22 protein-coding genes and 1 tRNA gene are annotated in these 24,649 nt (G+C 68.8%); 10 read left to right on the top strand and 13 right to left on the bottom strand.

Annotated elements, in window-relative coordinates; genetic code table 11:
• Positions 1–179 precede the first annotated feature (179 nt).
• The gene (locus tag ACKI2N_RS13770) at positions 180–1,172 is read left to right on the top strand and encodes a CobD/CbiB family protein (protein ID WP_420993211.1); all 993 of its coding nucleotides are present in this window, start codon (positions 180–182) and stop codon (positions 1,170–1,172) included.
• Positions 1,173–1,203: 31 nt separating this feature from the next.
• Here the strand turns inward: ACKI2N_RS13770 and ACKI2N_RS13765 are convergent, their stop codons facing one another.
• From ACKI2N_RS13765 to ACKI2N_RS13755, 3 genes are read right to left on the bottom strand one after another with little or no spacing between them, the layout of a single operon-like run.
• Positions 1,204–1,512: a putative signal transducing protein gene (locus ACKI2N_RS13765; protein ID WP_420993210.1), complete on the bottom strand. Its 309-nt coding sequence runs from the start codon at positions 1,510–1,512 to the stop codon at positions 1,204–1,206.
• Between the two features lie 46 nt (positions 1,513–1,558).
• Positions 1,559–2,554 carry a ribosome small subunit-dependent GTPase A gene (rsgA, locus tag ACKI2N_RS13760; RefSeq protein ID WP_420993209.1) on the bottom strand — a complete coding sequence of 332 codons (996 nt, stop codon included), beginning with the start codon at positions 2,552–2,554 and terminating at the stop codon, positions 1,559–1,561.
• The gene (locus tag ACKI2N_RS13755; protein WP_420993208.1) at positions 2,551–3,798 is read right to left on the bottom strand and encodes a M48 family metallopeptidase; all 1,248 of its coding nucleotides are present in this window, start codon (positions 3,796–3,798) and stop codon (positions 2,551–2,553) included. Before ACKI2N_RS13755 ends, rsgA begins: the two co-directional genes overlap by 4 nt.
• A gap of 159 nt (positions 3,799–3,957) precedes the next feature.
• Between ACKI2N_RS13755 and orn the strand changes: the two genes are divergently transcribed.
• Both orn and ACKI2N_RS13745 read left to right on the top strand, forming a co-directional pair.
• Entirely contained in the window at positions 3,958–4,599 is a 642-nt protein-coding gene (gene orn, locus ACKI2N_RS13750) for an oligoribonuclease (RefSeq protein WP_420993207.1), read from the top strand.
• A gap of 88 nt (positions 4,600–4,687) precedes the next feature.
• On the top strand, positions 4,688–5,569 hold the full coding sequence (locus tag ACKI2N_RS13745; protein WP_420993206.1) for an AEC family transporter: 882 nt from the start codon (positions 4,688–4,690) through the stop codon (positions 5,567–5,569).
• Between the two features lie 16 nt (positions 5,570–5,585).
• Here ACKI2N_RS13745 and mog read toward each other — a convergent pair whose 3' ends face one another.
• Entirely contained in the window at positions 5,586–6,230 is a 645-nt protein-coding gene (gene mog, locus ACKI2N_RS13740) for a molybdopterin adenylyltransferase (protein WP_420993205.1), read from the bottom strand.
• 58 nt (positions 6,231–6,288) lie between these two features.
• Positions 6,289–6,915 (bottom strand): ribosome biogenesis factor YjgA, encoded by a 627-nt coding sequence (yjgA, locus tag ACKI2N_RS13735; RefSeq protein ID WP_420993204.1) that lies wholly within the window; start codon positions 6,913–6,915, stop codon positions 6,289–6,291.
• Between the two features lie 57 nt (positions 6,916–6,972).
• Here yjgA and pmbA point away from each other — a divergent pair, with 57 nt between their 5' ends.
• Positions 6,973–8,340, top strand: coding sequence for a metalloprotease PmbA (pmbA, locus tag ACKI2N_RS13730; RefSeq protein WP_420993203.1), 1,368 nt, complete (start codon positions 6,973–6,975; stop codon positions 8,338–8,340).
• A gap of 72 nt (positions 8,341–8,412) precedes the next feature.
• On the opposite strand, the gene ACKI2N_RS13725 is transcribed toward pmbA, so the two are convergent.
• The 3 genes from ACKI2N_RS13725 to ACKI2N_RS13715 form a co-directional block, all read right to left on the bottom strand.
• A complete protein-coding gene (locus tag ACKI2N_RS13725; protein ID WP_420993202.1) occupies positions 8,413–8,913 on the bottom strand; it encodes a dihydrofolate reductase in 501 nt (166 codons plus the stop codon).
• Positions 8,910–9,704, bottom strand: a complete 795-nt coding sequence (locus ACKI2N_RS13720) for a thymidylate synthase (protein WP_420993201.1) — start codon at positions 9,702–9,704, stop codon at positions 8,910–8,912. Before ACKI2N_RS13720 ends, ACKI2N_RS13725 begins: the two co-directional genes overlap by 4 nt.
• 211 nt (positions 9,705–9,915) lie before the next feature.
• Positions 9,916–10,614 (bottom strand): TerC family protein, encoded by a 699-nt coding sequence (locus ACKI2N_RS13715; protein ID WP_420993200.1) that lies wholly within the window; start codon positions 10,612–10,614, stop codon positions 9,916–9,918.
• A 551-nt stretch (positions 10,615–11,165) separates the two neighbouring features.
• Between ACKI2N_RS13715 and egtD the strand changes: the two genes are divergently transcribed.
• Complete coding sequence (egtD, locus tag ACKI2N_RS13710; RefSeq protein WP_420993199.1) at positions 11,166–12,257, top strand: L-histidine N(alpha)-methyltransferase; 1,092 nt, start codon at positions 11,166–11,168, stop codon at positions 12,255–12,257.
• A gap of 140 nt (positions 12,258–12,397) precedes the next feature.
• Positions 12,398–13,657, top strand: coding sequence for an SUMF1/EgtB/PvdO family nonheme iron enzyme (locus ACKI2N_RS13705; RefSeq protein ID WP_420993198.1), 1,260 nt, complete (start codon positions 12,398–12,400; stop codon positions 13,655–13,657).
• A 49-nt stretch (positions 13,658–13,706) separates the two neighbouring features.
• On the opposite strand, the gene ACKI2N_RS13700 is transcribed toward ACKI2N_RS13705, so the two are convergent.
• Positions 13,707–15,020, bottom strand: a complete 1,314-nt coding sequence (locus tag ACKI2N_RS13700; RefSeq protein ID WP_426989789.1) for an IS4 family transposase — start codon at positions 15,018–15,020, stop codon at positions 13,707–13,709.
• 137 nt (positions 15,021–15,157) lie between these two features.
• Positions 15,158–17,080: a DEAD/DEAH box helicase gene (locus ACKI2N_RS13695; RefSeq protein WP_420997008.1), complete on the bottom strand. Its 1,923-nt coding sequence runs from the start codon at positions 17,078–17,080 to the stop codon at positions 15,158–15,160.
• Between the two features lie 949 nt (positions 17,081–18,029).
• Here ACKI2N_RS13695 and ACKI2N_RS13690 point away from each other — a divergent pair.
• Together ACKI2N_RS13690 and ACKI2N_RS13685 are read left to right on the top strand one after the other, a co-directional pair.
• A tRNA-Arg gene (locus ACKI2N_RS13690) sits at positions 18,030–18,104 on the top strand.
• A gap of 152 nt (positions 18,105–18,256) precedes the next feature.
• Positions 18,257–18,577 (top strand): hypothetical protein, encoded by a 321-nt coding sequence (locus tag ACKI2N_RS13685; protein ID WP_420997009.1) that lies wholly within the window; start codon positions 18,257–18,259, stop codon positions 18,575–18,577.
• A gap of 27 nt (positions 18,578–18,604) precedes the next feature.
• Here the strand turns inward: ACKI2N_RS13685 and ACKI2N_RS13680 are convergent, their stop codons facing one another.
• The gene (locus tag ACKI2N_RS13680) at positions 18,605–18,937 is read right to left on the bottom strand and encodes a DMT family transporter (RefSeq protein ID WP_420997010.1); all 333 of its coding nucleotides are present in this window, start codon (positions 18,935–18,937) and stop codon (positions 18,605–18,607) included.
• 263 nt (positions 18,938–19,200) lie between these two features.
• Here ACKI2N_RS13680 and ACKI2N_RS13675 point away from each other — a divergent pair, with 263 nt between their 5' ends.
• Positions 19,201–19,695: a hypothetical protein gene (locus ACKI2N_RS13675; protein ID WP_420997011.1), complete on the top strand. Its 495-nt coding sequence runs from the start codon at positions 19,201–19,203 to the stop codon at positions 19,693–19,695.
• Positions 19,696–19,699: 4 nt separating this feature from the next.
• On the opposite strand, the gene ACKI2N_RS13670 is transcribed toward ACKI2N_RS13675, so the two are convergent.
• Both ACKI2N_RS13670 and ACKI2N_RS13665 read right to left on the bottom strand, forming a co-directional pair.
• The gene (locus ACKI2N_RS13670) at positions 19,700–20,893 is read right to left on the bottom strand and encodes a benzoate/H(+) symporter BenE family transporter (protein ID WP_420997012.1); all 1,194 of its coding nucleotides are present in this window, start codon (positions 20,891–20,893) and stop codon (positions 19,700–19,702) included.
• A gap of 219 nt (positions 20,894–21,112) precedes the next feature.
• Positions 21,113–22,078, bottom strand: coding sequence for an amino acid ABC transporter substrate-binding protein (locus tag ACKI2N_RS13665; RefSeq protein ID WP_420997013.1), 966 nt, complete (start codon positions 22,076–22,078; stop codon positions 21,113–21,115).
• 626 nt (positions 22,079–22,704) lie between these two features.
• Here ACKI2N_RS13665 and ACKI2N_RS13660 point away from each other — a divergent pair.
• Positions 22,705–24,624: an ATP-binding cassette domain-containing protein gene (locus tag ACKI2N_RS13660; RefSeq protein ID WP_420997014.1), complete on the top strand. Its 1,920-nt coding sequence runs from the start codon at positions 22,705–22,707 to the stop codon at positions 24,622–24,624.
• Positions 24,625–24,649 lie beyond the last annotated feature (25 nt).

The raw sequence follows: 24,649 nt of genomic DNA, 5'->3' as shown, positions 1-24,649 counted from the left end.
CGCGCCCCGCGCCTGGCAAGCCGCCCCTGGCAAGCCCCGCAGCCCGCCGGCCTCCCGGCGGCCCTGCGGGGCTTTGTCTTGGCGGGTTGGCCGTGTGCTATCTTCTCGCTATAGATAAGCGACCGGGCCGGCACATGCCCGTCCGGGCGCGTCCAGGCCTACGATCCCCCAGACCACAGATGACTTTTGTATCCGTTCTCCTCGCGCTGATCGCCGAGCAGTTCCGTGCCCTGGGCCGCAACAATCCGATCTACGACATCGTGCGCGTGCTTGCCGAGCGCGCCGAGCATGCGTTCGACACCGGCCGCCCGCGCGATGCCGCGCTGGCCTGGTTCACCGTGGTGCTGCCGCTCACGCTGGCGGTGGTGATCGTGCACTACCTGCTGGCTTCCATCAGCGTCGCGCTGACGCTGGCGTGGAACGTCCTGCTGCTCTATCTGACGCTGGGTTTCCGCCAGTTCAGCCATTTCTTCACCGACATCCACGAGGCCCTGAACCGCGACGACCTGCCGCGCGCCCGCGCGCTGCTGCACCAGTGGACCGGGCTCGACACCGTGGAAATGCCGGTCACCGAGATCGTGCGCCACACGCTGGAAGCCGCCATCGTGGCGGTGCACCGGCATGTGTTCGGCGTGTTCTTCTGGTTCCTGGTGCCGATCGGCCCGGGCGGCGTGGTGCTGTACCGCATCGCCGAATACCTGGCGCGCCACTGGAACCTGCCGTCCACGGAGCGCAGCCCGGCGCTGGGGCGCTTCGCGGCGCGCGCGTTCTATGTGCTCGACTGGATTCCGTCGCGGCTGACCGCGGTGGGCTTTGCCATCGTCGGCAATTTCGAGGACGCGGTGTACGCCTGGCGCAACCACGCGCGCAAATGGAACGACGCGGTCAACGGCATCCTGCTGGCCAGCGGCGGCGGCGCGCTCGGCGTGCGCCTGGGCGTGCCGCTGGCGGAAGAGGATTCCACCGTGGTGCTGCGCATCAGCATGGCCGGCCCGGCGGTGGACTACGCGCCCGGCATGGAAGACGACAGCGAGCCGGAACCGGTCGCCCCCGAGTTCGGCGCCGAACCCGGCGTGCGCACGCTGCAGTCGGCCATCGGCCTGGTGTGGCGCGCGGTGGTGCTGTGGATGCTGTTGCTGGCGATGCTGTCGCTGGCGCTCTGGGTGGGCTGAGCCCGCCGCCCGCGCCGCCGCCCCGGCCCGCTCAGGGCTGGCGCGGCGCGCCGCACTGCCAGCACGAGTCGAACTGCGCCTCGTGCCGCTCTGCGCAGGAAGCGCATTGCCAGCCCGGCCCGGCCACCGGGTTGTCGGCCGCGCGCAATACCGCCCACGCCTGGGCTTCCATCTCGTCATCGATCAGCCAGACCTGCGGCGCGCTTTCGCGCAACGGGATGTCGCCCATCGCGCCGGCCAGCCAGGTATTGCGCAGGTCGGCGCGGATGCCGGCGGCCTGCAGCAGGTTCCGGCAATGCGCCGCGTGCACCAGCGAAGGAGTCGAGAGCAGTAGTTTCATGGCAGCCGGGCGCGCCGGAGTGGGCACCCGGCCACCTTACCACGGCTCACCACGGCTTTTGCTGGCGGGATTCGTGCAGCAGCTGCGTGTAGAGCTGGTGGCGCCGCTCGGATATCTCGCCGGCCTCGATGGCCGCCAGCACGCCGCAGCCCGGCTCGTTGACATGGTGGCAGTTGTAGAAGCGGCACTCGGTCAGGCGCGCGCGGAATTCGGGGAAGGCGCGCTCCAGCATGCCTTCGCTGAGATGGTGCAGGCCGAATTCCTGGAAGCCGGGCGAGTCGATCAGGCAGCCGCGCTGGCGCTCGCCATGCGCGGGGCCGTCGCCGTCGATGCTGGCCGGCAGGTGATACAGCCGCGTGAAGGTGGTGGTGTGCTTGCCGGAATCGAGCTTGGCGGAGATCTCGCGCGTCTGCGCTTCCACGCCCGGGATCAGCAGGTTCAGCATGGAAGACTTGCCCATGCCCGACTGGCCGATCAGGATGCTGGCGCGCTGCGCCAGGCGCGGGCGCAACTGCGCGAGCGCGTCGTCCGGGGCGCCGTGCACGGACAGGAACAGGACCTCGTAGCCCAGCGCCTGGTACGGCGCCAGGCGGGCGCGGGATTCGTCCAGGCGCGCGGTCAGGTCGACCTTGTTGAGCACGATCAGCGGCTTGATTTCCATCGCCTCGGCCGACACCAGCGCGCGGCCGAGCAGGTCTTCCGAGAAGCCCGGCTCGGTCGCCAGCACGATCACCACCTGGTCGATATTGGCGGCCAGCAGCTTGGACTTGAACTGGTCCGAGCGGTGCAGCAGGTTCTTGCGCGGCTTGACGCCGGCGATCACGCACTGGTCCGCCGAGGCGTACTCGACGGCGACGCGGTCGCCCACCGCGCATTCGCTGCGCTTGCCGCGCGGGAAGGCGTGCAGGCGGCTGCCGTCGTCGAGCTCGATCACGTAGTGGCGGCCGTGCGCGGCGACCACCAGCGCGTCGGCCGTGGCCGCGCCATTGCCTTTGCCAGCGCTTGCGGCGCGCTGCGGGCCTGTCCTGCCGGCGCGGCTCATGCGTGCGCCAGCAGGCGGTCGATCCGCTGTGCCGCGGGCGGATGCGAGTAGTAGAACGCGCTGTAGAGCGGGTCGGGAGTCAGGGTCGAGGCGTTGTCCTTGTACAGCTTGACCAGCGCCGACACCAGGCGGCCGGCATCGGTCTGCCCCGCGGCGAAGGCGTCCGCCTCGAACTCGTGGCGGCGCGAGGTCTGGCTGGCCAGCGGCCCGAGCAGGAAGGTGAACACCGGCAGGGTCAGGAAGAACAGCACCAGCGCCAGCGCATGGTTGCTGGCGCCAAGGTTGGGCAGCACGCCCAGGCCGGTATAGAACCAGGTGCGGCCAGCCAGCCAGCCCAGCACCGCGAGGAAGGCCAGGCTCAGCGCGAAGCTGACCAGCATGCCCTTGAGGATGTGGCGGCGCTTGAAGTGGCCGAGCTCGTGCGCCAGCACCGCTTCGATCTCGTCGTCGGCCAGGCGCTCCATCAGCGTGTCGAAGAAGACGATGCGCTTGGCCGCGCCGAAGCCGGTGAAGTAGGCGTTGCCATGCGCGCTGCGCTTGCTGCCGTCCATCACGAACAGGCCGCGGCTGCGAAAACCGCACTTCTGCAGCAGGCGCGTGATGCGCGCTTCCAGCGTGGCATTGGCCAGCGGCTCGAAGCTGTTGAACAGCGGCATGATCACCGACGGCGCGATCATCTGCACGAAGATCGTGAACGCCATCCAGGTGAGCCACGTCCAGACCCACCAGAACTGCCCCATATGCTCCATCAGCCACAGCACAGCGAGCAGCAGGGGCAGGCCCAGCGCGATGCCGACGCCGGCCATCTTGAGCATGTCCACGACATACAACTGCCAAGTCATGCGATTGAAGCCGAAGCGCTGCTCGATGACGAACTGTCCGTAGAGCGAGAAAGGCAGGTCGACCAGGCCGCCGAGCACCGCCACGCTGGCGATCAGCGCGACGCCGTAGCGATAGCCGGGCCCGAAGGCCTCCAGCCAGAACAGGTTGAGCCACTGCAGGCCGCCCAGCATGGTCAGGACGATCAGCAGCGCGGCGCCGGCCAGCACCTCGAGCATCGACAGGCGGGTGCGCGCGATGGTGTAGTCGGCCGCCTTCTGGTGCGAGTCCAGCGTGATGGTGTCGGCGAAACGGCCGGGCACCGCATGGCGGTGCCGCGCCACATGGCGCACCTGGCGGGCAGCCAGCCAGAGCTTGGTCAGCACCATCAGCATCAGTGCGGCGAGAAACAGGTACGTGAACATCGGGCGGGGCCTTGTCGGATGAAGCATTGCGCGCCGGGCCGGAGGCGGCCCGCGGCGGCGGATATGCGAGAATTATAAGTTGTTCGTGCCTGCCGCCCCGTGTTCCTGATCCGGGGCCGGGCGCGCCCCTTTTCCGCCCCTCCTTCGATTGCAGTCCAGATGACCAGCCAAAATACCCACACCGGCGCCGGCGCCAAGTCCGTCAAGAGCGAAAACAACCTGATCTGGCTCGACATGGAGATGACCGGCCTGATGCCGGACCAGGACCGCATCATCGAGGTCGCGGTCGTGGTGACCGACTCGGAACTCAATATCCTGGCCGAAGGCCCGGTGCTGGTGATCCACCAGGAAGACGCCGTGCTCGACGGCATGGACAACTGGAACAAGGGCACCCACGGCCGCTCCGGCCTGATCGACAAGGTCAAGGCGTCGACCCTGAGCGAGGCCCAGGCCGAGGCCGAGCTGCTGGCCTTCGTCAAGCGCTGGGTGCCGGCCGGCAAGTCGCCCATGTGCGGCAACTCGATCTGCCAGGACCGCCGTTTCATGGCGCGCCACATGCCCAAGCTGGAGGCGTTCTTCCACTATCGCAACCTCGACGTGTCGACGCTCAAGGAATTGTGCAAGCGCTGGGAGCCGGCCATCCACAAGGGCTTCGTCAAGCGCCAGCTGCACACGGCGCTGGCCGACATCCTGGAATCGGTGGAAGAGCTGCGCTACTACCGCACGCACTTCATCCGCCATCCGGCGGTCGCGGCCGAAGCGCCGGCCGCCCCCGCCGCCCCCGCCGCGCCGGCAGCCTGACGCGCCAGCCCCATGCCACGCACGAGGCGCCCCGCGGGGCGCCTCGTGCCATTACCGCAGCCCTTCGCAGCCCACTCGCAGCCCAGCCATGTTCGCGCGCATCGTCTCGATCATCACCCCGGTCATCCTGATCATCCTGATAGGGTGGCTGTACGGGCGCCGCGCGCATCCCGACATGGCAGGCATCAACCGCGCCACGCTCGACGTGATCGCGCCGCTGCTGGTGGTGTCGGCCTTCGTCAGCAAGGATTTCGTGCTGGCCGACCAGCTGGAGCTGCTCGGCTGCGCGGTGGCGGTGGTGCTCGGCTCGGGCGCGCTGGCATGGCTGGCCGCGCGCCTGATGCGGGTGGACCCGCGCACTTTCGTGCCGCCCATGATGTTCAACAACTCCGGCAACATGGGCCTGCCGCTGTCGGTATTCGCGTTCGGTCCGGTAGGGCTGGCGCCCGCGGTGGCGCTGTTCGCGGCCTCCAACCTGATGCATTTCACCATCGGCATGAAGATCGTCAACCGCCACGCGCGGATCGCGCAGATCGCCCGCAACCCGATGGTGCTGGCGACCGTGGCGGGCGTGGGCCTGTCGCTGGCGCGGCCATGGTTCGCGCTGCCGGAGCCGGTGCTGGAGTCGGTCAAGCTGCTGGGCGACGCCACCGTGCCGCTGATGCTGTTCGCGCTGGGCGTGCGCATGAAGGACGTGAACCTGCGCAACTGGAGCATGGGCGCGATCGGCGCCGTGGTGTGCCCGCTCACGGGCATCGCCTGCGCGCTGCTGCTGGTGCAGGTGGTGCCGCTGAGCCAGTTGCAGCGGGGTTTGCTGTTCGTGTTCGCCTCGCTGCCGCCGGCGGTGCTCAATTTCCTGGTGGCCGACCATTTCCGCCAGGAGCCGGACCAGGTGGCCTCGATCGTGCTGCTCGGCAATATCGGCGCGGTGGTGTTCGTGCCGCTGGGGCTCTACCTGGGCCTGCGCTGAGGCGCGCGGGCCCCGCTCAGGCCGCGGGCCTGGCGCGCACGGCGTTCTTGGGCCGCCATGACGTCGCGACCGCCGCGTCGGTCTCGATATACGGCCCGCCGATCAGGTCCACGCAATAGGGGATCGCGGCAAAGATGCCTTGCACGATGGTCTTGCCGTCTTCGCCGCGCAGGCCCTCCAGCGTTTCGCGGATGGCGCGCGGCTGCCCCGGCAGGTTGACGATCAGCGCCGCGCGGCTGGCGGTCTCGCGGATCACCGCCACCTGGCGCGACAGGATCGCGGTCGGCACGAAATGCAGGCTGATCTGGCGCATCTGCTCGCCGAAGCCGGGCATTTCCTTGGTGCCGGCGGCCAGCGTGGCTTCCGGCGTGACGTCGCGGCGCGCCGGCCCGGTGCCGCCGGTGGTCAGCACCAGGTCGCAGCCGGCCACGTCGACCAGTTCGATCAGCGTGCGCGAGATCAGCGCCTGCTCGTCCGGGATCAGCCGCTCGACGGCCTGCCAGGGCGAGGTCAGGGCGCGCCCGAACCAGTCGCGCAGCGCCGGGATGCCTTCGTCCTGGTAAGTGCCGGCCGAGGCGCGGTCGGAGATCGAGACGAAACCGACCAGCAGTTCGTCCGGATGCCGGCGGGCAACGGGGTGGGTCATCGCGGGCTGCGTCATGTGGGCTCCGGTTGGTCGGTGTTGCCGTTGCGTTTTGCCGTTGCTGCCTGTGGCGCCGTCACTCGCCGGCGGCGTCCCTGTCCGCCTGCGCCTGCGCCTGATCTTCGCTGGCGGCGGCGCGAGTGCCGTCCAGCGCATCCTTGATGGCCTGGAACAGCTCGCGGAAATAGCGCGGCGGCTTGCTCATCTCGCGCTCCTTGCGGGCATTGCGGATGATGTTGCGCAGCGCCTGCACGTCGGTGGCGGGGTGCTCGGAGAGAAATTTCGTCAGCGCGGCGTCGTCGGCCAGCAGCAGCTCGCGCCAGCGCTCGACCAGGTGCAGCCGGGCGGTCTCGGCCTTGCTGGCGCCCTTGAAGGCTTCCAGCACGCGCTGGATGGCTTCGACCTCGGCCTCGTCGAGCTTGCGCATGACCTTGCCGACGAACTGCATCTGGCGGCGCTTGCCTTCGTGGTTGGTGATGCGGCGCGCGTCGCGGATGGCGTCGGCCAGCGCTTCGGGCATGGGCACGCGCGCCAGGCGGTCGCGGGGCAGCGCTTCGAGCTCCACGCCGAGGTCCTGCAGCGCGAGCATGTCGCGTTTTTTCTGCGACTTGCTCTTGGGCAGGTCGTCTTCGTCCGGTTCGGGGGCGAACTGGCCGGGGAAGCCGGAGGCATTCCGGGGGGAGGTGCGGGAGTTTCGCGTCATGGGTAGCATTTTATCTTGCTATGATTCCTGTTTGGACTTTTGATGACCGCGCCCACAATGGATCAATCCGCAGACCAGACCGCCCATTTCACCTATACCCAGGCCCAGCTCAGCGAGATGGCCGCCGATGTGCTGCGGGTGGCACGCGAGCTGGGGGCCACCGATGCGGCCACCGAGATCTCGGAAGGCAGCGGGCTGTCGGTCACCGTGCGCAAGGGCGAGGTCGAGACCATCGAGCAGAACCGCGACAAGGTGGTCGGCGTCACCGTGATGATCGGCAAGCGGCGCGGCAACGCCAGCACTTCGGATTTCTCGCCCGCGGCGCTGCGCGCCACCGCCGAGGCCGCCTACAACATCGCCCGCTTCACGGCGGAGGACGATTGCGCCGGGCTGGCCGAGGAAGAGTTGCTCGAGCGCAACCCACGCGACCTGGACCTGTTCCATCCGTGGGACATCGATGCCGCGCAGGCCATCGAGCTGGCCTGCCGCGGCGAGGCCGCCGCCTTCGCCGTCTCGCCGCGCATCCGCAACAGCGACGGCGCCAGCGTCTCGGCCCAGCATTCGCAGTTCGTGCTGGCCACCTCGCGCGGCTTCACGGGCGGCTACCCGTATTCGCGCCACTTCATCTCGTGCGCGCCCATCGCCGGCACCGGCAGCGGCATGCAGCGCGACGACTGGTATTCGTCCAAGCGCGCGCCCGGCGCGCTGGCCGCGCCCGAGGACATCGGCCGCTATGCCGCCGAGCGCGCGCTGGCCCGGCTGAACTCGCGCAAGCTTTCCACGCGCCGCTGCCCGGTGCTGTTCGAGGCGCCGCTGGCGGCGGGCCTGCTCGGCGCGTTCGTGCAGGCGGTGTCGGGCGGCGCGCTGTACCGCAAGTCCACCTTCCTCCACGACACGCTCGGCAAGGCCGTGTTCGCCCCGCACATCCACATCCACGAGCAGCCGCACCTGCCGGGCGCGATGGGCAGCGCGCCGTTCGACGAGGAAGGCGTGCGGACCCACGCGCGCGACGTGGTGCGCGGCGGCGTGGTGGAAGGCTATTTCCTGTCCACCTATTCGGCGCGCAAGCTGGGCATGAAGACCACCGGCAACGCCGGCGGCTCGCACAACCTGACGCTGTCCAGCAAGCTGACCACGCCGGACGACGATTTCGCGGGCATGCTGCGCAAGCTCGGCACGGGCCTGCTGGTCACCGAACTGATGGGGCAGGGCGTGAACTACGTCACCGGCGACTATTCGCGCGGCGCGTCGGGCTACTGGGTGGAAAACGGCGTGATCCAGTTCCCGGTGGAGGAAATCACGATCGCCGGCAACATGGCCGAGATGTTCCGGCAGATCGTCGCCATCGGCGCCGACACGCTGGTGCGCGGCACCAAGGAAACCGGCTCGATCCTGCTCGAGCAGATGACCATCGCCGGCAACTGAGCCAGGGTTTCAGACGACCGCGCGGCGGCCTGTCGCCAGGGCCGCCGCGCGGTCTTTGCCTTGCGGCCTGTCTTACTCTTCGCCAGAGGGCGGCCGCGCGTAGGTCACGAACGCGTAGTCGAAGCCGTTGGCCTCGGAGTGGTGCGATTCGCGGCTGGCGGCCAGCCACCGGCGCGGGTCGATCGGCGGGAAGACCGCGTCGCCCTCGATGTCCGCGTCGATCTCCGTCACCACCAGCCGGTCGGCGCTGGGCAGGGCCTCGGCGTACAACTGCGCGCCGCCGATCAGGAACACCTGGGCCGCGCCGGCGCACAGCCGTTGCGCGTCTTCCAGCGAGCCCGCCACGTCGCAGCCGTCGATGCGCAGGTCGCGGTTGCGGCTCACCACGATATTGCGGCGGCCCGGCAGCGGCCTGCCGATCGATTCCCACGTCTTGCGGCCCATGATGATGGGCGCGCCCATGGTGGTGCGCTTGAAGTGCGCGAGATCCTCGGGCAGGCGCCAGGGCAGCGCGTTGTCGCGGCCGATCACGTTGTTGCGGGCCTTGGCCACGATCAGCGTCAGCAGCGTCATACGGCCACCGGCGCCTTGATGGCCGGGTGCGACTCGTAGCCGGCCAGCTCGAAGTCTTCGTACCGGTAGCCGAAGATGCTGTCCGGCTTGCGCAGGATCTTCAGCCGCGGCAGCGGCAGCGGCTCGCGCGACAACTGGGTCTGCACCTGTTCGGCGTGGTTGCTGTAGATATGGCAGTCGCCACCGGTCCAGACGAAGTCGCCCACGTCCAGCCCGGTCTGCTGCGCGATCATGTGCGTCAGCAGCGCGTAGCTGGCGATATTGAACGGCACGCCGAGGAAGATGTCGGCGCTGCGCTGGTAGAGCTGGCAGGACAGGCGGCCTTCGGCCACGTAGAACTGGAAGAACGCATGGCAGGGCGGCAGCTTCATCTGCGGGATCTCGCCCACGTTCCAGGCCGACACGATCAGGCGGCGCGAATCCGGGTTGCTGCGGATCTGCGCCATCAGCTCGCTGATCTGGTCGATATGGCGGCCGTCCGGCGTCGGCCACGCGCGCCACTGCGAGCCGTAGACGGGGCCCAGCTCGCCGTTCTCGTCGGCCCATTCGTCCCAGATGCTGACGCCGTTGTCCTTCAGGTACTTGATGTTGGTCGAGCCCTGCAGGAACCACAGCAGCTCGTGGATGATCGACTTGATGTGCAGCTTCTTGGTGGTCACCACCGGGAAGCCTTCGCGCAGGTCGAAGCGCATCTGGTAGCCGAACACGGAGCGCGTGCCGGTGCCGGTGCGGTCGGCCTTTTCGGTGCCATGCTCTTGCACATGGCGCATGAAGTCGAGGTACTGTTTCATCGGCGCGGGTGTTGGGGAAAGTGATGCGGCAGCGGCTTTTCGCGTGGAACGGCAATCCGCGCGGCGAGGCGCGCAACACTGCCGGAGGGTTGGCATTTTATCGCAAAGGAAAGAAATGAAACGGGCCGCCTCGCGGCGGCCCGTTCCCGCCGGCCGGGTCCGGCGCCGCACGGGCGCCGCGTGGGCGCCGTGGGGGTGCCGAAAGCGCGCCTTACTGGCTGGCCGTCTCGGGAGCGCGGCGCTTCTGCTTCAGGTAGCCGGCGCCCAGCACGCCGCCGATGATCAGCACGAACAGGCCGTAGTGGACGATGTCGTTGGCGTCGAAGAACGCCTTGACCATCGGTTCGCTCACGATCATTTTCACCGCCGTGAAGGCCAGCACGCCCGCGCCCACGTAGATGATGGCGGGGAAGCGGCTCATCAGCTTGAGCACCAGGCTCGAGCCCCACACCACGATCGGGATGCTGATCAGCAGGCCCAGCACCACCAGCAGGAAGCTGCCGTGCGCGGCGCCCGCCACGGCCAGCACGTTGTCCACGCCCATCACCGCGTCGGCGATGATGATGGTCTTCATGGCGCCCACCAGCGTGGTCGCGCCGGCGCCGTGCTCGTCGCCTTCGCCGTCGTCGGAAAGCAGCTTGTAGGCGATCCACACCAGGGCCAGGCCGCCGATCAGCAGCAGGCCGGGGATCTTGAGCAGCCAGACCACGCCGATGGTCATCGCCGAGCGCACCACCACCGCGCCGACGGTACCCCAGATGATGGCTTTCTTCTGCAGGTGGGGCGGCAGGTTGCGCGCCGCCAGCGCGATCACGATGGCGTTGTCGCCCGCGAGCACCAGGTCAATGACGACGATGGACAGCAGCGCCGTCAGGAACTGCATCGTGAACAGATCGGTGAACCATTCCATGAACTCTCCTCGAAAAACGAATAGCCGTAAGCCAAAGGTTGCGCTTGCGCACAGTGTTCGCCTGGAGACATGAAGTTCGGGAGCTTGGGGGCGCCTTTGCAAACCATGAAACCAGGTTGCAAAGGTCTTGCTCGACAGCCATTGTGCATTGTTATTGCGTTGGCGGTCAGCACAACCGGAGACTTGTCAGGGACTGCCAGGTCTCGGAATGACGATTGTGCTAAGGGCTGGGCCCCGGAGCTACTCCCCTTTGAGGGACGTTCCGCCCGGGGTTGCCCCCTCGGCGAATACGCTGACGGGGATTATAAACGAAGGCGGAATTTTCGTGCAGCAAATAAATATGCCCATTGATGCACACGCATGCGCCGCGGCCGGCGCCGCGGCCATTTTTTCCGCTTGGCGTCACAGTTTGCGATCTATCCTAGAAGACCGGCATCGGCCGATGCGCCCCAGACGTCACCGGAGGCGCGTTCCATGCCGGTCCCGCGCAATGCCGTGACGTGCGGGCCTGGGGGTTTTACGCATCGCCCATAGACCAATAAGGAAACGTCATGCCGGCTGTCCCGACCCCGCTGCACCCGCGCCACGATCACCCTCAAGCCAAACGCACCTCCAACGCACCGCTCAAGCCCAACGGCACCCAGGCCGCCGCCACCGCCACCACTACCGGCATCGCGCTGCCCAATCCGGTGCCGCGGCTGGACTTCATCCAGCAGTACCACGAAGACAACGGCGCGCTGCGCGGCGAAATCACGCGCGGCCTGCTGGCCGAGGCCGCCAGCATCAGCCCCAAGTTCTTCTACGACGTGCTCGGCTCGCGCCTGTTCGAGGCCATCACCGACCTGCCCGAGTATTACCCTACCCGCACCGAGGCCGCCGTGTTCTCCGCCTTCGCGCCGGCCATGGCCGCGCGCGCGGGCAGCGGCTGCGTGCTGATCGATCTCGGCGCCGGCAACTGCCAGAAGGCGGCGCGGCTGTTCGGCAGCCTGCAGCCTTCGCAATACGTCGCGCTCGACATCTCGGTGGAATTCCTGCGCGGCACCCTGTTCTGCCTGCAGCAGCAGCATCCGCAGATTCCCATGCTGGGCCTGGGCGCCGACCTGTGCGCGCCGCTGGACCTGCCGCCCGAGGTCAGGCACGGGCGCCGGCTGTTCTTCTACCCGGGCTCCAGCATCGGCAACTTCGCGCCCGCGCAGGCGCAGGCCCTGCTGCGGCGCCTGCACGCGGCAGCGGGGCGCGGCGACGGCGTGCTGATCGGCGTGGACCTGCTCAAGGACGAGCAGGCGCTGGTGGCGGCCTATGACGATCCGCTCGGCGTGACCGCGGCGTTCAACCGCAATGTCCTGCGCAACCTGAACCGCATCGTCGGCAGCGACTTCGCGCTGGAGGACTGGCGCCACGCCGCCAGCTTCGACCGCGCCGGCTCGCGCATCCAGATGCACCTGCGCGCCGAGCGCGACGCCACCGTGCGCTGGGCCGAGGGCAGCCGCGCGTTCCGCGCGGGCGAGTCGATCCACACCGAGGATTCCTACAAGTACCATCCGCACGGCTTCGCCGACCTGCTGCGCGCTGCCGGCTTCCACGATCCGGTCTGGTGGACCGACCCGCGCGGCTGGTTCGCCGTGTTCCACGCGCGCGCCTGAGCGCCGCCGCGGAGCCCGGGCGGGGCCGGTGTCATAATGCCCGCATCCCTCCGGCAGGGGTGCGGCAGCGGGCACGCGCGCCGCGCGCCCGCCCGGGGGCCGTGCAACCGGGGTTGATCCCATAGACGGCAGGGTTCTCGATGAGCGGCTTTTCCATGCTTCCCGATCTGCATTTCAACGGCGGCACGACGGTCTGGGCCGATGCCCGCCGGCTGCCGCGCGAAGGCCTCGCGCAGGCGCTGGTGGAGACGCGCAGCCGGACCCTGGCCTGGCTGGCCGCGTTCGGCCAGACGCGCCGGGGCTGGGAGGTGCCGCGCGAGGCCTTCGCCGATCCGCCGTTATGGACGCTGGGCCACGTCGCCTGGCACGCCGAATGGTGGTGCCTGCGCGAAGTGCGCGTGCGCGAGCTCGACGGGCTGCCGCTGCAGGTGGCCGGCGTTCCTTCGCTGCTGGCCGGCGCCGACGAATGGTTCGATCCCGAGCGCATCGATCCCGACGCACGCTGGGAAGTCGCGCTGCCCGACGTCGCCGTGGTCAAGCGCTACGCCGCCGACGTGCTCGATGCCACCCTGCGCCGCCTTGCCATCCTGCCCGACGACGGCGACGCCACGCTCTACGCCTGGCGCCGCGCGCTGTTCCATGAGGACCGCCAGGGCGAGGCCATCGCCGCCTTGCTGCAGGCGCTCGGCGTGGCGCCGGTGGAGCCCGCGGTGGCGCTGCCCTCGCTGTCGATGCCGCACGGCGGCACGCTGCAGTTTCCCGGCGGGCGCTTCGTGCAGGGCTGGACCGAGGCGGACGGCTTCGCGCTGCCCGACGAACTGCCGCCGCAGCCCACCTACGTGCCCGCCTTCGAGATGGATGCCGCGCCGGTCAGCAATGCGCAGTTCCTCGAGTTCGTCGAGGACGCCGGCTACGAGCGCGGCCAGTGGTGGACGCCGGCCGGCCGCCAGTGGCTGATGGCGCAGGAGCGCTCGGCGCCGCGTTACTGGACGCGCCACCCGGAATCGCGGGCCTGGATGGCGCTGCGCTTCGGCAGCCTGCGCACGCTGAATCCCGACGAAGCGGTGCGCCACGTCAGCCTGTTCGAGGCGCAGGCCTGGTGTGCCTGGGCCGGCCGGCGCCTGCCGATGGAATCCGAATGGGAACTGGCCGCCGCGCAGAACCGGGGCGGGCTGCGCTGGGGCATGGTGCGCGAGTGGACCGCGACGCCGTACGAGCCCTACGCGGGGTTCGAGGCCGGCCCGGGCGACGCCGATTTCGCCGCCAGCTTCGCCACGCACCAGGCAGTGCGCGGCGCCTCGTTCGCGAGCCCGGCGCGGCAACACCATCCGCGCGCGCGGATGGCGCTGCTGCCCGACGACGATTTCGCCTTCGTCGGGTTTCGTAGCTGCCCCATCTAGGCCTTCCGGCGCAGGACCAAAGAAAAAGGCACCCGAAGGTCAATGCCAGTCAGTTAGCCCGCTGACTGGCATTTTTTGTTGGGAACTTGCTGCGAGAGCGCTTAACCTCGCGCGGGAATGAGCGCCCGGTGCGGCGAGGCGGGAGCACGAAGTAGCGGGCTTGCTCCAGCAGCCGCTGCAAGAGTTCAGGCAAGGCACCAGCGCGCGCCAGATGGACCGTGTTGATCGCCCCCGTGATGGCGTGGCGCGCCGTGTGGAAGCTGATGCGGCTCGGCTCGACACCCGCGTGCTGGGCCATCAGGCGCATCCATCGGCGCAGCAGTGTGTAGGCAATCAGCACGCCCCAGACTTCCTGCTTGACCAACTCGGGCTGTTTGCTGCGCAACACGGCTCGACCTTGTTGCAGTGATTGCTTGATTTCCCGAAACCCCAACTCGACCTCCCAGCGCTGGCGGTACAACTGCGCCAGTGGCACGGCGGCAAACCGCTCAGAATCCAGCATCGAGGTGATGAAGCGCCTGATCTTGCCACCAACGCTCACCTCGATCAGCCGGGCCTGCCAATGGCTGGGCAGTTCTGGATGCATCTTCCTGGCGCGTGGCGACACGGGCATGCGGATCAGCCAATCACCCTGGCCCAATACCTGCACCACCTCGTGGCGCAGATTGTCCTTGGCGCGCATGAGCCAGTGGCGCTGCTCGCCCACTTGCTGCCAGCGCAGCAGGAACGCGGCGCTGAAGTAGGCACGGTCGAACAAGGTGATCGAGTGATCCAGGCCGCGCAGATCGGCCGCCAACGTCAGCTCGCCACAGCCGTAGCCCCCCAATTGGGCATCGAGCAGTTCATGGCTGTCGGTGTCCAGCAGGCATACGGCGCGCACCATGGGCCAGGGCTGGGGGCCATATTGCGTCTGGCCGCTGCCCAACTCCTGGCGGTTGTCCTTGCTGTCCGGGGCTGACCAGACCACGCCATCGGCCGCCAGCACGCGCAACTTTCCCGCGTGCACCGCATGGGCGCGGCCCCAGGCGTTGGCGAGCAGGGCAAACAAGTGCGCCATGGGCTGCGCCCCCAACCGCTGGCGAACCTGCACGCTGGCGCTGGGCGCGGGCAGTTCCTTGCTGTCCAGCGTCAGCGCCATCTCCTGCACCACTTGCCACAGCGGCATGTGACGAAACAGCGCCAGACCGATTACCAGCCACACGGCGTGTTCGGCGGGCAGCTTGCGTCGGCGTATCGATGCCTTGCCCGTGGCTTCAAGCGCTTGTTCTATCCAGGCCGGATCCAGCAGCGCGCTCAACTCGGCTATCCCGTTGGCAGGCAGTGCTTCCAACGTCTCGTTCAGGGTGGTCTGCAGCAGGTTCAAAGCAAAAAAGGGAGCGTGGTCAACACGCTCCCTTTTTACTCCAAGTCACATTCGCTCTGGCTTAACTAACTGGCATTGCCCCACGGGGCCTTTTTCTTTGACAAGGGGCCGCTGCAAGCGGCCAGCCTTTCCTGCGATCAGCGCTCGAAGCGCGAGCGACCGCCGTTGCCGCTGCGCTGGCCGCCGAAGCCGCCACGGTTGCCGTCGCCGAAGCTGCGCGGCGCGGCACCGTCGCGGTTGCCGAAGCTGCGGCCTTCGCCGCCACGGTAGCCGCCGCCGTTGCCGGCCGGCGCGCCGCCGAAGCTGCGCGGCGCGGCGCCGTCACGGTTGCCGAAGCCACGGTTGTCGCCGCCGTGGTAGCCGCCTTCGCTGTTGCCGAAGCTGCGCTGGCCGCCATTGCCACCGGTGTTGCCGTTGCTCTGGCCACGGTAGCCGAAGCCGCCGCGGTCGCCGAAGCCGCGGTTGCCGTCGCGGTCGCCGAACGGACGGTCGCCCGCCGGGCGGTCGCCGGCCGGACGCGGCGCGCCGTCGCGGTTGCCGTAGCCACGGCTTTCGCCGCCGCCGAACTTGCGGTCGCCGAAGGTGCGGTTGTCGCCGCCACGGTAGCCGCCGCCGCTGCTGTTGCCACGATAGCCGCCGCGGTCACCGCCCGGCTTGCCGCCGAAGCCGGAGCGCGGCTTGGGCGAGCGGCGCGGTTCCAGGCCTTCGATCACCGAAGCGTCGACGCGGTTGTTGGTGAAGCGCTCGATGCGCTTCCACTGGAACATGTCGCCGTGGTTCACCAGGTTGATGGCCACGCCCGAGCGGCCCGCGCGGCCGGTGCGGCCGATGCGGTGCACGTAGTCCTCGGCCTGCTTGGGCAGGTCGAAGTTGACCACGTGGGTGATGTCCGGCACGTCGATGCCGCGCGCGGCCACGTCGGTGGCCACCAGGATGCGCAGGTTGCCGCGGCGCAGCGAGGTCAGGGTGCGGTTGCGCGCGCCCTGGGTCATGTCGCCGTGCAGCGCGCCGGCGGCGAAGCCGGTGTCCGACAGGCGCTCGGCCAGCGAATCGGCATCGCGCTTGGTGGCGGTGAAGACGATCGCCTGCTTGAGGCTGACGTCGCGCAGCAGGTGGTCGAGCAGCTTTTCCTTGTGCGACATGTCGTCGGTGAAGTGCAGGCGCTGCTCGATGTTGCTCTGGTCGGCGCGGGTCGCGGCGATCTCGATGCGTTGCGGATCGCGCAGCTGGCGCGAGGCGAGCTGGGCGATGCGGCCGTCCAGCGTGGCCGAGAACATCAGCGTCTGGCGGCTGGCCGGGGTGGCGGCGACGATGGCGTCGATATCGTCGGCGAAGCCCATGTCGAGCATGCGGTCGGCTTCGTCGAACACCAGCATGTCCAGCGCGGACAGGTCGATGCGGCCGGCTTCGACGTGGTCGAGCAGGCGGCCCGGCGTGGCGACCAGGATGTCAGGCATCTTGGACAGCGCGGCGAGCTGCTTCGGGTAGGGCATGCCGCCCAGGATGCTGGCGCACACGATGCGGCGCAGATGGCGGCCGTACTTGGCGGTGGCCTCGGTTACCTGCAGGGCCAGTTCGCGCGTGGGCGTCAGCACCAGCAGCGCGGGCTGCGCCGGCGCCGGACGGGGGCGCTTGCCCTTCATGCGCTTGACCGGATCGTCGGAGCGCGGGCGGTTCGGCGAAGCCTTTTCGCTGATGCGCTGGATGGCCGGCAGGATGAAGGCGCCGGTCTTGCCCGAGCCGGTCTGGCTCGAGACCAGCAGGTCGCGGCCAGCCAGGAAGGCGGGGATCGCTTGTGCCTGCACCGGGGTCGGCGTGGTGTAGTTCAGTTCGGCCAGGGCGCGCAGGATGGCTTCATCCAGGCCGAGCTTGGCAAAGCCGTTGTCGGCGGCGACCGCCGGGGCGGCAGGCGTCACGGCGGCTTCGGGGCTGAGCATGGCGTCGAGCTTGTCGAGCGGGCTCGGTTCCTGGATGGCGGGCGTGGCGATGGCGGCGGCTTCGGTCGATACGTCGGCGGCGGAGGCAAAATCGTGCTCCGCACGAATGTCGTGCTGGGTCATGTCGTGGTTTTCTTTAAATGCATGGCACCCCATGCCGAACTAGCGAACAGGGGCGGGCGCAGTGCAAAGTCTTAAAAAAGGCTTCGGCGCCAATCGGTGAGGCCGTTACGACAGACACAGCTGACAGTACGGCGGCAGGCAGGGCGGCATCGGCACAAGGCCGGGCGCGCAATCCCTGGCAGGCAAACAGCTTCAGATAAGCTGTTCAACAGGATCGGAGACGAGGCGACGTCGGTGAGAAATGCGTTCTGTCGGGTATCACCACTTGGCCATTCGGAACAGGCCAGCCGGCGGACCGGGGAGCAGAGCTTGAGAGGGGGGCGTATCGCCCGCCGGATGGTGCGGCGGGCTGGTTGCACAACTCACAGTGCGAACTCACGGCGCGGATTATAGCAGAACGAAAAGAAATTTGTTGCGCTGCGATAGGAATCTTCCAGGCGGGCAGGCCGGCACGGGTGCCTCCCCTCGCACTTTCCGCCCGGCAATCCGCCCGGTACGGCCGCGCGCGCCCGGCAGTTGCATCCGCCGGCCGCCTGCCTATACTGAATCCGTCGGGCACTCCGAAGCCCGGCAAGGTAGCGGACCCGAGCATACCGCTGACCTTCCTCGGCGCTTTCCTTTAAGCGCTGCTCGCCGCTGGTATCGCGGCAATCGGCGTCACTGCCAGTATTCCTTCGGCTCTCCGGGTGGTCCGGAGGGACGTCCGCGTCATGGGCGGAATCATGGGGATCCTGCTTGCACGACTGTTTGCCGGGATAACGCCGATGTGACCAGGAAGGTCCGGACCGTCCGCAACCGGCCCGCCAGCAGACTGGCGGGCTTTTTCGTTTGCGGGCGCGCATTCGCCACGCCGCGCCCGTCTTGCGCCGTGCGGTTTTTGATATACTCCGGGCCTGCTCCCGGAGCGGTGCCGTCGAGGCGCCGCGCTTGCTTCCGCGGGGTCTATCCGCTCGCCGTAGTTCAATGGATAGAACGAGCGCCTCCTAAGCGCTAGATACAGGTTCGATTCCTGTCGGCGGGACCAGCGCAACGCTGGTTCTACGCGGTCCACCAGAGGTGTTTTCCCCGCCATGCCGCTTGCCGGCCTCCCGCTTTCCCCGTTTACAGAGAACAGAGAAGCCGGCGAGAGGCGACGCCTGCCCGGCGCGACAAACAAATGCAAACCAGGTCCGCCCGATGAGAAACACCCTCCTCAGTTTCGCTCTCATGGCGCTGTGCGCGGCCGCCGCCGCGGCGCCTCAGCATGCCTGCGCGCCCGCCGCGCTGAAGCAGGCCGGCAAGCTGCTGGCATTCCACGCCGGCCCCGACGACCGCATCGAGATCGACACCGGGGTCAAGGTGCTCGCGCCGCTGAAGAACCCCGCGGGCAAGGACAAATACGACGTGCTGGAAGTGTATGGCTATATCTACAAGGGCACTTACCGCATGCACTTCATCTACGCGCCGGCCGGTTGCACGCTGATGGGCCAGGAAGTGCTGGAAATCGCCAACCTGTGAGCCGCGCGAGGCGGCAGGCCATGCCGCTCAATGCGCCCCCGTCTTCGAAAACAGCTGGATCACCGCCACGCCCGCCACGATCAGGCCGATGCCGAGCCACGCGGCGAGGTCGGGGATCTGCCGGTACAGCACGCTGGCGATCAGCGTGACCAGCACGATGCCGGCGCCGCACCAGATGGCATAGGCGATGCCGACCGGCACGGTCTTCATGACCTGCATCAGCAGCACGAAGGCGGCGATGTAGCCGGCCACCACCAGCAGGCTGGGCCACAGGCGGGTGAAATTCTCGGAGGCCTTGAGGCTGCTGGTGGCAATGACTTCGGCCACGATGGCAAGGGCCAGGAGCGCGTAGCTGTTCATCGTTGGTTGTTCCTGCGTTGGCTGTCGCCGGGTGCGCATTTTCCCACACGGGCGGCGCGCGCCCGCCGGCGGCAGGGCGGTGCCCCATTGCGCGCCGGCGCCGCGATACCCCCCTTTAGGGTGGTTGCCCGACGCCGGCCTGGGGCCTTCAATCGCTGGTAAAGCCCCTCAGAGGGTCTGCAGGTCGCGGCAGTTCTCGAACAGCCGGCAGCGTGACAAAGCCGGCGGCGAGTGAATTTCGGGTAGTTTCTTGGGGGAGCGCCATGAAAGGCGACGAGGAGTTGCAGACCGTCTGGCCGCAAGGCGAGGGCGCGTCGGCGGGGCAAGGGGTATGGCAGAACACGATTGCCGCGGCGGACGTCGCCCTGGAAGAGGCGTCGCGCATCCAGCGCGGCGTGCAGCACAACCTGCGCCTGCAGCAGGAGGTCCGCGCCCTGCGCGAAGAGCTGCGCAAGGCGCATGCCGAGCTCGACCGCTACCGCGGCATGCACGCGCGCGTGGTGGTGGGCATGCGCCAGCTCGAGGAGGACAACGCCGGCGAGGTCAGCCGGCTGCGCGCCGAGAGCGAGATGCTGATGGTGCGCCACCGGGTCTACAAGCTGCTGGCCGAGCATTACGCGCTGACCGCGCTGCGTTTCGATCCCGCCGTCTTCGCCGAGCACCGCGACCGCGTGCTGCAGCACATCCTGTTCCAGCGCCGCAAGGGCGCGCCGCTGTCCGGCATCTGCGCCGCCGACATCGGTTTCCTGCTGTTGTAAGGGCTCAGCCGCCTGCCGCGGCCGCGCGCGGGCGCAGCACTAGCAGCGCCAGCATGCCGCCCACCACGCCCCAGAAGGCCGAGCCCACCCCGGCCAGCGTCATGCCCGAGGCGGTGATCATGAAGGTCAGCAAGGCGGCTTCGCGCTCGGCCGGCGTCTGCATGGCCGCGGTCAGGCCGCTGGCGATGGAGCCGAGCAGGGCGAAGGCCGCCACCGCGACCACCAGCGCCTTCGGAAAGGCCGCGAACAGCGCCGCGATGCTGGCGGCCAGCGCACCCGCCACCAGGTAGCCGATGCCGCACACCACCGCCGCCGTGTAGCGGCGGTTGCGGTCGGGATCCGCCTGCGCGCCGGTGCAGATCGCGGCGGTGATCGCCGCCAGGTTGATGCCGTGCGAGCCGAACGGCGCGAGCAGGGCGGAGGCGATGCCGGTCACGGTGATCAGCGGCGAGGCCGCCACGTGATAGCCGTCCGCGCGCAGCACTGCCAGCCCGGGTACGTTCTGCGAGGCCAGCGCCACGATGAACAGCGGCACCGCGATGCTGACGAAGGCCTGCAGCGAGAACGCGGGCGTGGTCCACACCGGGGTCGCCAGCGCGAAATGGAAGGACTCGAAGTGCAGCTGGCCGAGCGCGCCTGCCAGCGCCACGCCGCCCACCAGCACGCCGGGCACCGCATAGCGCGGCCACCAGCGCTTGCCGATCAGGTAGAGCGCGAACATCGCCAGCAGCAGCACGGTCTGGTGCTGGGCCTGCACGAAGACGTCGACGCTGATGCGGAACAGGATGCCGGCCAGCAGCGCGGCGGCGATGCTGGCCGGCAGCGCGCGCATCAGCTTGTCGAACCAGCCGGTCAGGCCCGCCGCGGTCATCAGCAGCGCCGCCATCAGGAAAGCGCCGACGGCCTCGGGATAGGGCACGCCGGGCAGGCTGGCGATCAGCAGCGCGGCCCCGGGCGTGGACCAGGCGATCACGATCGGCGCGCGCGTGAGCAGCGACAGCCCGATGGTGGTCACGCCCATGCCGACCGACAGCGCCCAGATCCACGAGGCGACCTGCGCGTCGGACAGGTGCGCGGCCTGGCCCGCCTGGATCATCAGCACCAGCGAGCTGGTGTAGCCGGTCAGCGTGGCGATCAGGCCGGCGACGAAGGCGGAGACGGAAAGATCGGAGAACTTCAGCGGGGCGGTGGTGGTCATGGGCAGGAATGCCGCCCGCGCGCACGGAGGTCGGTGAACCTCCGGCGCGCGCGGCGGCAGCAGAAACGAGCCAGGAAAGCGGAACAGGGAAGCGGACCCAAAAAAGCGCCGGGAAGAAAGCACCCGGGGCCGACATCTTCGCACGAGTCCCGCCTTTTTTGTCCGCGGCGTGCCGTTGCCGCTACCCGGCGCCGTCCCGGCGCGGCTGCCCGGGCCTGGTCAGTCGGCCACCTTGTCGCTCGGGAACTTGAACGAATCGCGCAGCAGGTAGCTCATCGGTATGTCCAGGTTGACCCCCTGCGGCGGGATCGGCGACTGGAACCATTTCTTGTAGAGCTTCTGCGTGTCCTGCGAATAGATCGAGTCGACCATCGCCTTGTCCACCAGCCGCTTGAACTCGGCGTCGTGGCGCGACAGCATGATGGCGTAGGGCTCGATCGTCAGCAGTTCGTTGGTGACGGTATAGCTGGCCGGGTTCCTGGCGTTGGCGCGCAGGCCGTAGAGCAGCACGTCGTCCATGACGAAGGCGTCGGCCTTGCCTTGCTCGACCATGCCGAAGGCCTCGGCGTGGTCCTTGGCTTCCACCACCTTCAGCTGCATCGCGCCCGAGCCGTTGATCTGGCGGATCACCACCAGCGAGGTGGTGCCGGTGGTGGAGACCAGGGTCTTGCCGCGCAGGTCGGCGAGCTTGCGGATGCCGGAATCGGTCCTGACCAGCATGCGGATGCCGGCGATGTAGTGCGGGATGGTGAAGGCCACCTGTTCGCGCCGCTCGCGCGTGTTGGTGGTGGAGCCGCATTCGAGGTCGGCCTTGCCGTCGACGATGGCGGCGATGCGGTTGGCCGGCGTGACCGGCACGTATTCCACCTTCAGGCCCGGCAACTTCAGCGCGGTGCGCAGCGCGTCGGCCACGCGCAGGCAGAGGTCGATGGCGTAGCCGTAGGGCTTGCCGTCGGCCACGAACGAGAACGGCACCGAGCTTTCGCGGTGGGCCAGGCGCAGCACGCCGGTCTGCTGGATGCGCTGCAGCACCGGCGAGGCGGAGGACTGGGCCGCGGCGGGACGCGCGCCCGTGGCCAGGCATAGCGTCAACAGGAGGGCCGGCAGGAGGGGCAGCGCGCGGCCCCGGGCCGGCGCGCGCGCCGGCCGGGCGTCGCGCAGGGACTGCGAACGCGGATGGATCATGGTATTCCCCGTGCAAAAAAGCTACTGGAACCAGCTCTCGCTGGAAGAAGCACTGGTTGGCGTTGGGTCGCCCGTACCGGTTCTGGCCGGCTCTTCTCTGTTTTTGCTGCCGTCTTGCCGCGGCTTGCATGACCGGCGGCCATTGTTTCATGGCCGTACGCGGGTCGACAATACGCGCCGCGCGGAGTGTTGCGTGGCGAGCAACAGCGCACTGAAACGGGGGTCTGGAGGCGGCCGTCGGCGCCGCGCGCACCGTGTCCGCGAACGCTGCGCGCGGACTCTGCACACTAACGGGGCTTTCCCTTGGAGGGGCTTTCCCTTACGGATTTGTCCGACTGGAGCGCCAGCAGGGGCCTTGCTATCCTGCATTCGTGCCTTGCGAGCAGGGCACCGAGGAGAGACTCTTGGGCCCGCGCAAGCGCGGGCCCTTCTTTTTTTCCGGGGTCCGCGCGGGACCGGCCGGCGGTGCCCGTGGCCGGGCGCGCGGCCGCGCTGGTCTACAATGCCGGCTACTCGGTATCCCGGCGGCCCCCGCGGCGCGCGCGGCCGCGCGGCCCGCCATGCCGCCGCGCCCGTGCCGCGCCGGCGCTGGCACCCCCTGTCTCCCTTTTCGTATTGCTGCTCCCATGGCCCTGTTTTCGATTTCCGACGCCCAGCTCGCCTTCGGGCATGTGGCCTTGCTCGACCATGCCGACTTCTCGCTCGAAGCCGGCGAGCGCGTCGGCCTGATTGGCCGCAACGGCTCGGGCAAGTCGTCCCTGCTCAAGATCGTGGCGGGCCTGTCGGCGCCGGACGATGGCCTGATCGCGCGCCAGAGCGGGGTGACCTCGGCCTATGTGCCGCAGGAGCCGCAGTTCTCGCCCGGCCAGGCGGTGTTCGACGCGGTGTCCCAGGGCCTGGGCCAGGTCCACGACCTGCTGGCCGCCTATGAAGCCGCGCTGGCCGCGCTGGACGACAACCACGACGAAGCCGCGCTGGCCGAACTGCACCGCCTGCAGTCCGAAGTCGACGCCGCCGGCGCATGGCAATTGCGCACGCGCGTGGAAACCACGCTGGCGCAGCTCGGCCTGCAGGCCGATGTGCGCGTCGACTCGCTTTCCGGCGGGATGCAGAAGCGCGTGGCGCTGGCGCAGGCGCTGGTGGCCGAGCCCGACATCCTGCTGCTCGACGAGCCCACCAACCACCTCGACGTGGAAGCCATCCGCTGGCTCGAAGACCTGCTGCTGGCCTTCCGCGGCAGCGTGCTGCTGATCACCCACGACCGCGCCTTCCTCGACCGCGTGGCCACCCGCATCGTCGAGCTCGACCGCGGCCGGCTGGTTTCCTTCCCCGGCAACTTCGCCGCCTACCAGGCGCGCAAGGCCGAGCAACTGGCCGCCGAGCAGGTCGAGCAGGCCAAGTTCGACAAGCTGCTGGCGCAGGAAGAAGTGTGGATCCGCAAGGGCGTGGAAGCGCGCCGCACGCGCAGCGTGGCGCGCATCCAGCGCCTGGAGACGATGCGCGGCGAGCGCGCCTCGCGGCGCGACGTGCAGGGCAACGTCAAGCTGGAGGTGTCGCAGGGCGAGCGCTCCGGCAAGATCGTGGCCGAGCTGACCGACGTCAGCAAGGCGTTTGGCGACAAGGTGGTGGTGCGCGACTTCACCGGCGCCATCATGCGCGGCGACAAGGTCGGCCTGATCGGCCCCAACGGCGCCGGCAAGACCACGCTGCTGCGGCTGATCCTGGGCGAGCTCGCGCCGGACAGCGGCACCGTCAAGAACGGCAGCAACATGCAGGTGGCCTACTTCGACCAGATGCGCGCCCAGCTCGACCTGGAGCGCTCGCTGGCCGACACCATCAGCCCGGGCAGCGACTGGGTCGAGATCAACGGCCAGCGCAAGCACGTGATGAGCTACCTGGGCGACTTCCTGTTCGCGCCCGAGCGCGCGCGCTCGCCGGTCAAGTCGCTGTCCGGCGGCGAGCGCAACCGGCTGCTGCTGGCGCGCCTGTTCGCGCGTCCGGCCAACGTGCTGGTGCTAGACGAACCGACCAACGACCTCGACATCGACACGCTGGAGCTGCTCGAGGAACTGCTGCAGGACTACAGCGGCACCGTGTTCCTGGTCTCGCACGACCGCGCCTTCCTCGACAACGTGGTGACCTCCACCATCGCCGCCGAAGGCGACGGCCGCTGGCGCGAATACGTGGGCGGCTATTCCGACTGGCAGGTGCAGTCCCGGCGCAGCGCGGCCATGCAGGAAGCCCGGTCCGGCGAGCGCAAGCCCGCCGAGGCGGCGGCCAAGCCGCGCGAAACCCGCGCCCCCGCCCGCGTCAAGCTGTCGTACAAGGAGCAGCGCGAACTGGACGGCCTGCCCGGGCGCATCGCGGCGCTCGAGACCGAGCAGCAGACCGTGTCCGCGCAACTCGCCGACGGCACGCTCTACGCCAGCGATCCCGCCAGGGCGGCGCAGCTCGGCACCCGCCACGACGAGATCGAGACGGAACTGCTGGAGGCGCTGGAGCGCTGGGAAGTGCTGGAAGCCAAGACCAAGGGCGAGGCGCAGTAAGCGCCTGTGTTCTCCCTGGTGGTGC

It is taken from the genome of Cupriavidus sp. 30B13, from assembly GCF_049059565.2.
Lineage (GTDB): Bacteria > Pseudomonadota > Gammaproteobacteria > Burkholderiales > Burkholderiaceae > Cupriavidus.
Note: the sequence above shows the minus strand (reverse complement) of the source record. Positions and strands in the feature narration are given on the sequence as shown.

What these genes read in the sequence shown, in the direction of transcription:
- ACKI2N_RS13705 (WP_420993198.1), top strand. Translation starts at nt 12,398, where the DNA reads ATGAGCGGCTTTTCCATGCTTCCCGATCTGCATTTCAACGGCGGCACG.
- ACKI2N_RS13745 (WP_420993206.1), top strand. Translation starts at nt 4,688, where the DNA reads ATGTTCGCGCGCATCGTCTCGATCATCACCCCGGTCATCCTGATCATC.
- ACKI2N_RS13765 (WP_420993210.1), bottom strand. Translation starts at nt 1,512, where the DNA reads ATGAAACTACTGCTCTCGACTCCTTCGCTGGTGCACGCGGCGCATTGC.
- ACKI2N_RS13755 (WP_420993208.1), bottom strand. Translation starts at nt 3,798, where the DNA reads ATGTTCACGTACCTGTTTCTCGCCGCACTGATGCTGATGGTGCTGACC.
- ACKI2N_RS13675 (WP_420997011.1), top strand. Translation starts at nt 19,201, where the DNA reads ATGAAAGGCGACGAGGAGTTGCAGACCGTCTGGCCGCAAGGCGAGGGC.
- ACKI2N_RS13660 (WP_420997014.1), top strand. Translation starts at nt 22,705, where the DNA reads ATGGCCCTGTTTTCGATTTCCGACGCCCAGCTCGCCTTCGGGCATGTG.
- ACKI2N_RS13715 (WP_420993200.1), bottom strand. Translation starts at nt 10,614, where the DNA reads ATGGAATGGTTCACCGATCTGTTCACGATGCAGTTCCTGACGGCGCTG.
- egtD (WP_420993199.1), top strand. Translation starts at nt 11,166, where the DNA reads ATGCCGGCTGTCCCGACCCCGCTGCACCCGCGCCACGATCACCCTCAA.
- yjgA (WP_420993204.1), bottom strand. Translation starts at nt 6,915, where the DNA reads ATGACGCGAAACTCCCGCACCTCCCCCCGGAATGCCTCCGGCTTCCCC.
- ACKI2N_RS13695 (WP_420997008.1), bottom strand. Translation starts at nt 17,080, where the DNA reads ATGACCCAGCACGACATTCGTGCGGAGCACGATTTTGCCTCCGCCGCC.
- mog (WP_420993205.1), bottom strand. Translation starts at nt 6,230, where the DNA reads ATGACGCAGCCCGCGATGACCCACCCCGTTGCCCGCCGGCATCCGGAC.
- ACKI2N_RS13680 (WP_420997010.1), bottom strand. Translation starts at nt 18,937, where the DNA reads ATGAACAGCTACGCGCTCCTGGCCCTTGCCATCGTGGCCGAAGTCATT.
- ACKI2N_RS13670 (WP_420997012.1), bottom strand. Translation starts at nt 20,893, where the DNA reads ATGACCACCACCGCCCCGCTGAAGTTCTCCGATCTTTCCGTCTCCGCC.
- ACKI2N_RS13725 (WP_420993202.1), bottom strand. Translation starts at nt 8,913, where the DNA reads ATGACGCTGCTGACGCTGATCGTGGCCAAGGCCCGCAACAACGTGATC.
- ACKI2N_RS13720 (WP_420993201.1), bottom strand. Translation starts at nt 9,704, where the DNA reads ATGAAACAGTACCTCGACTTCATGCGCCATGTGCAAGAGCATGGCACC.
- orn (WP_420993207.1), top strand. Translation starts at nt 3,958, where the DNA reads ATGACCAGCCAAAATACCCACACCGGCGCCGGCGCCAAGTCCGTCAAG.
- rsgA (WP_420993209.1), bottom strand. Translation starts at nt 2,554, where the DNA reads ATGAGCCGCGCCGGCAGGACAGGCCCGCAGCGCGCCGCAAGCGCTGGC.
- ACKI2N_RS13770 (WP_420993211.1), top strand. Translation starts at nt 180, where the DNA reads ATGACTTTTGTATCCGTTCTCCTCGCGCTGATCGCCGAGCAGTTCCGT.
- ACKI2N_RS13685 (WP_420997009.1), top strand. Translation starts at nt 18,257, where the DNA reads ATGAGAAACACCCTCCTCAGTTTCGCTCTCATGGCGCTGTGCGCGGCC.
- pmbA (WP_420993203.1), top strand. Translation starts at nt 6,973, where the DNA reads ATGGATCAATCCGCAGACCAGACCGCCCATTTCACCTATACCCAGGCC.
- ACKI2N_RS13665 (WP_420997013.1), bottom strand. Translation starts at nt 22,078, where the DNA reads ATGATCCATCCGCGTTCGCAGTCCCTGCGCGACGCCCGGCCGGCGCGC.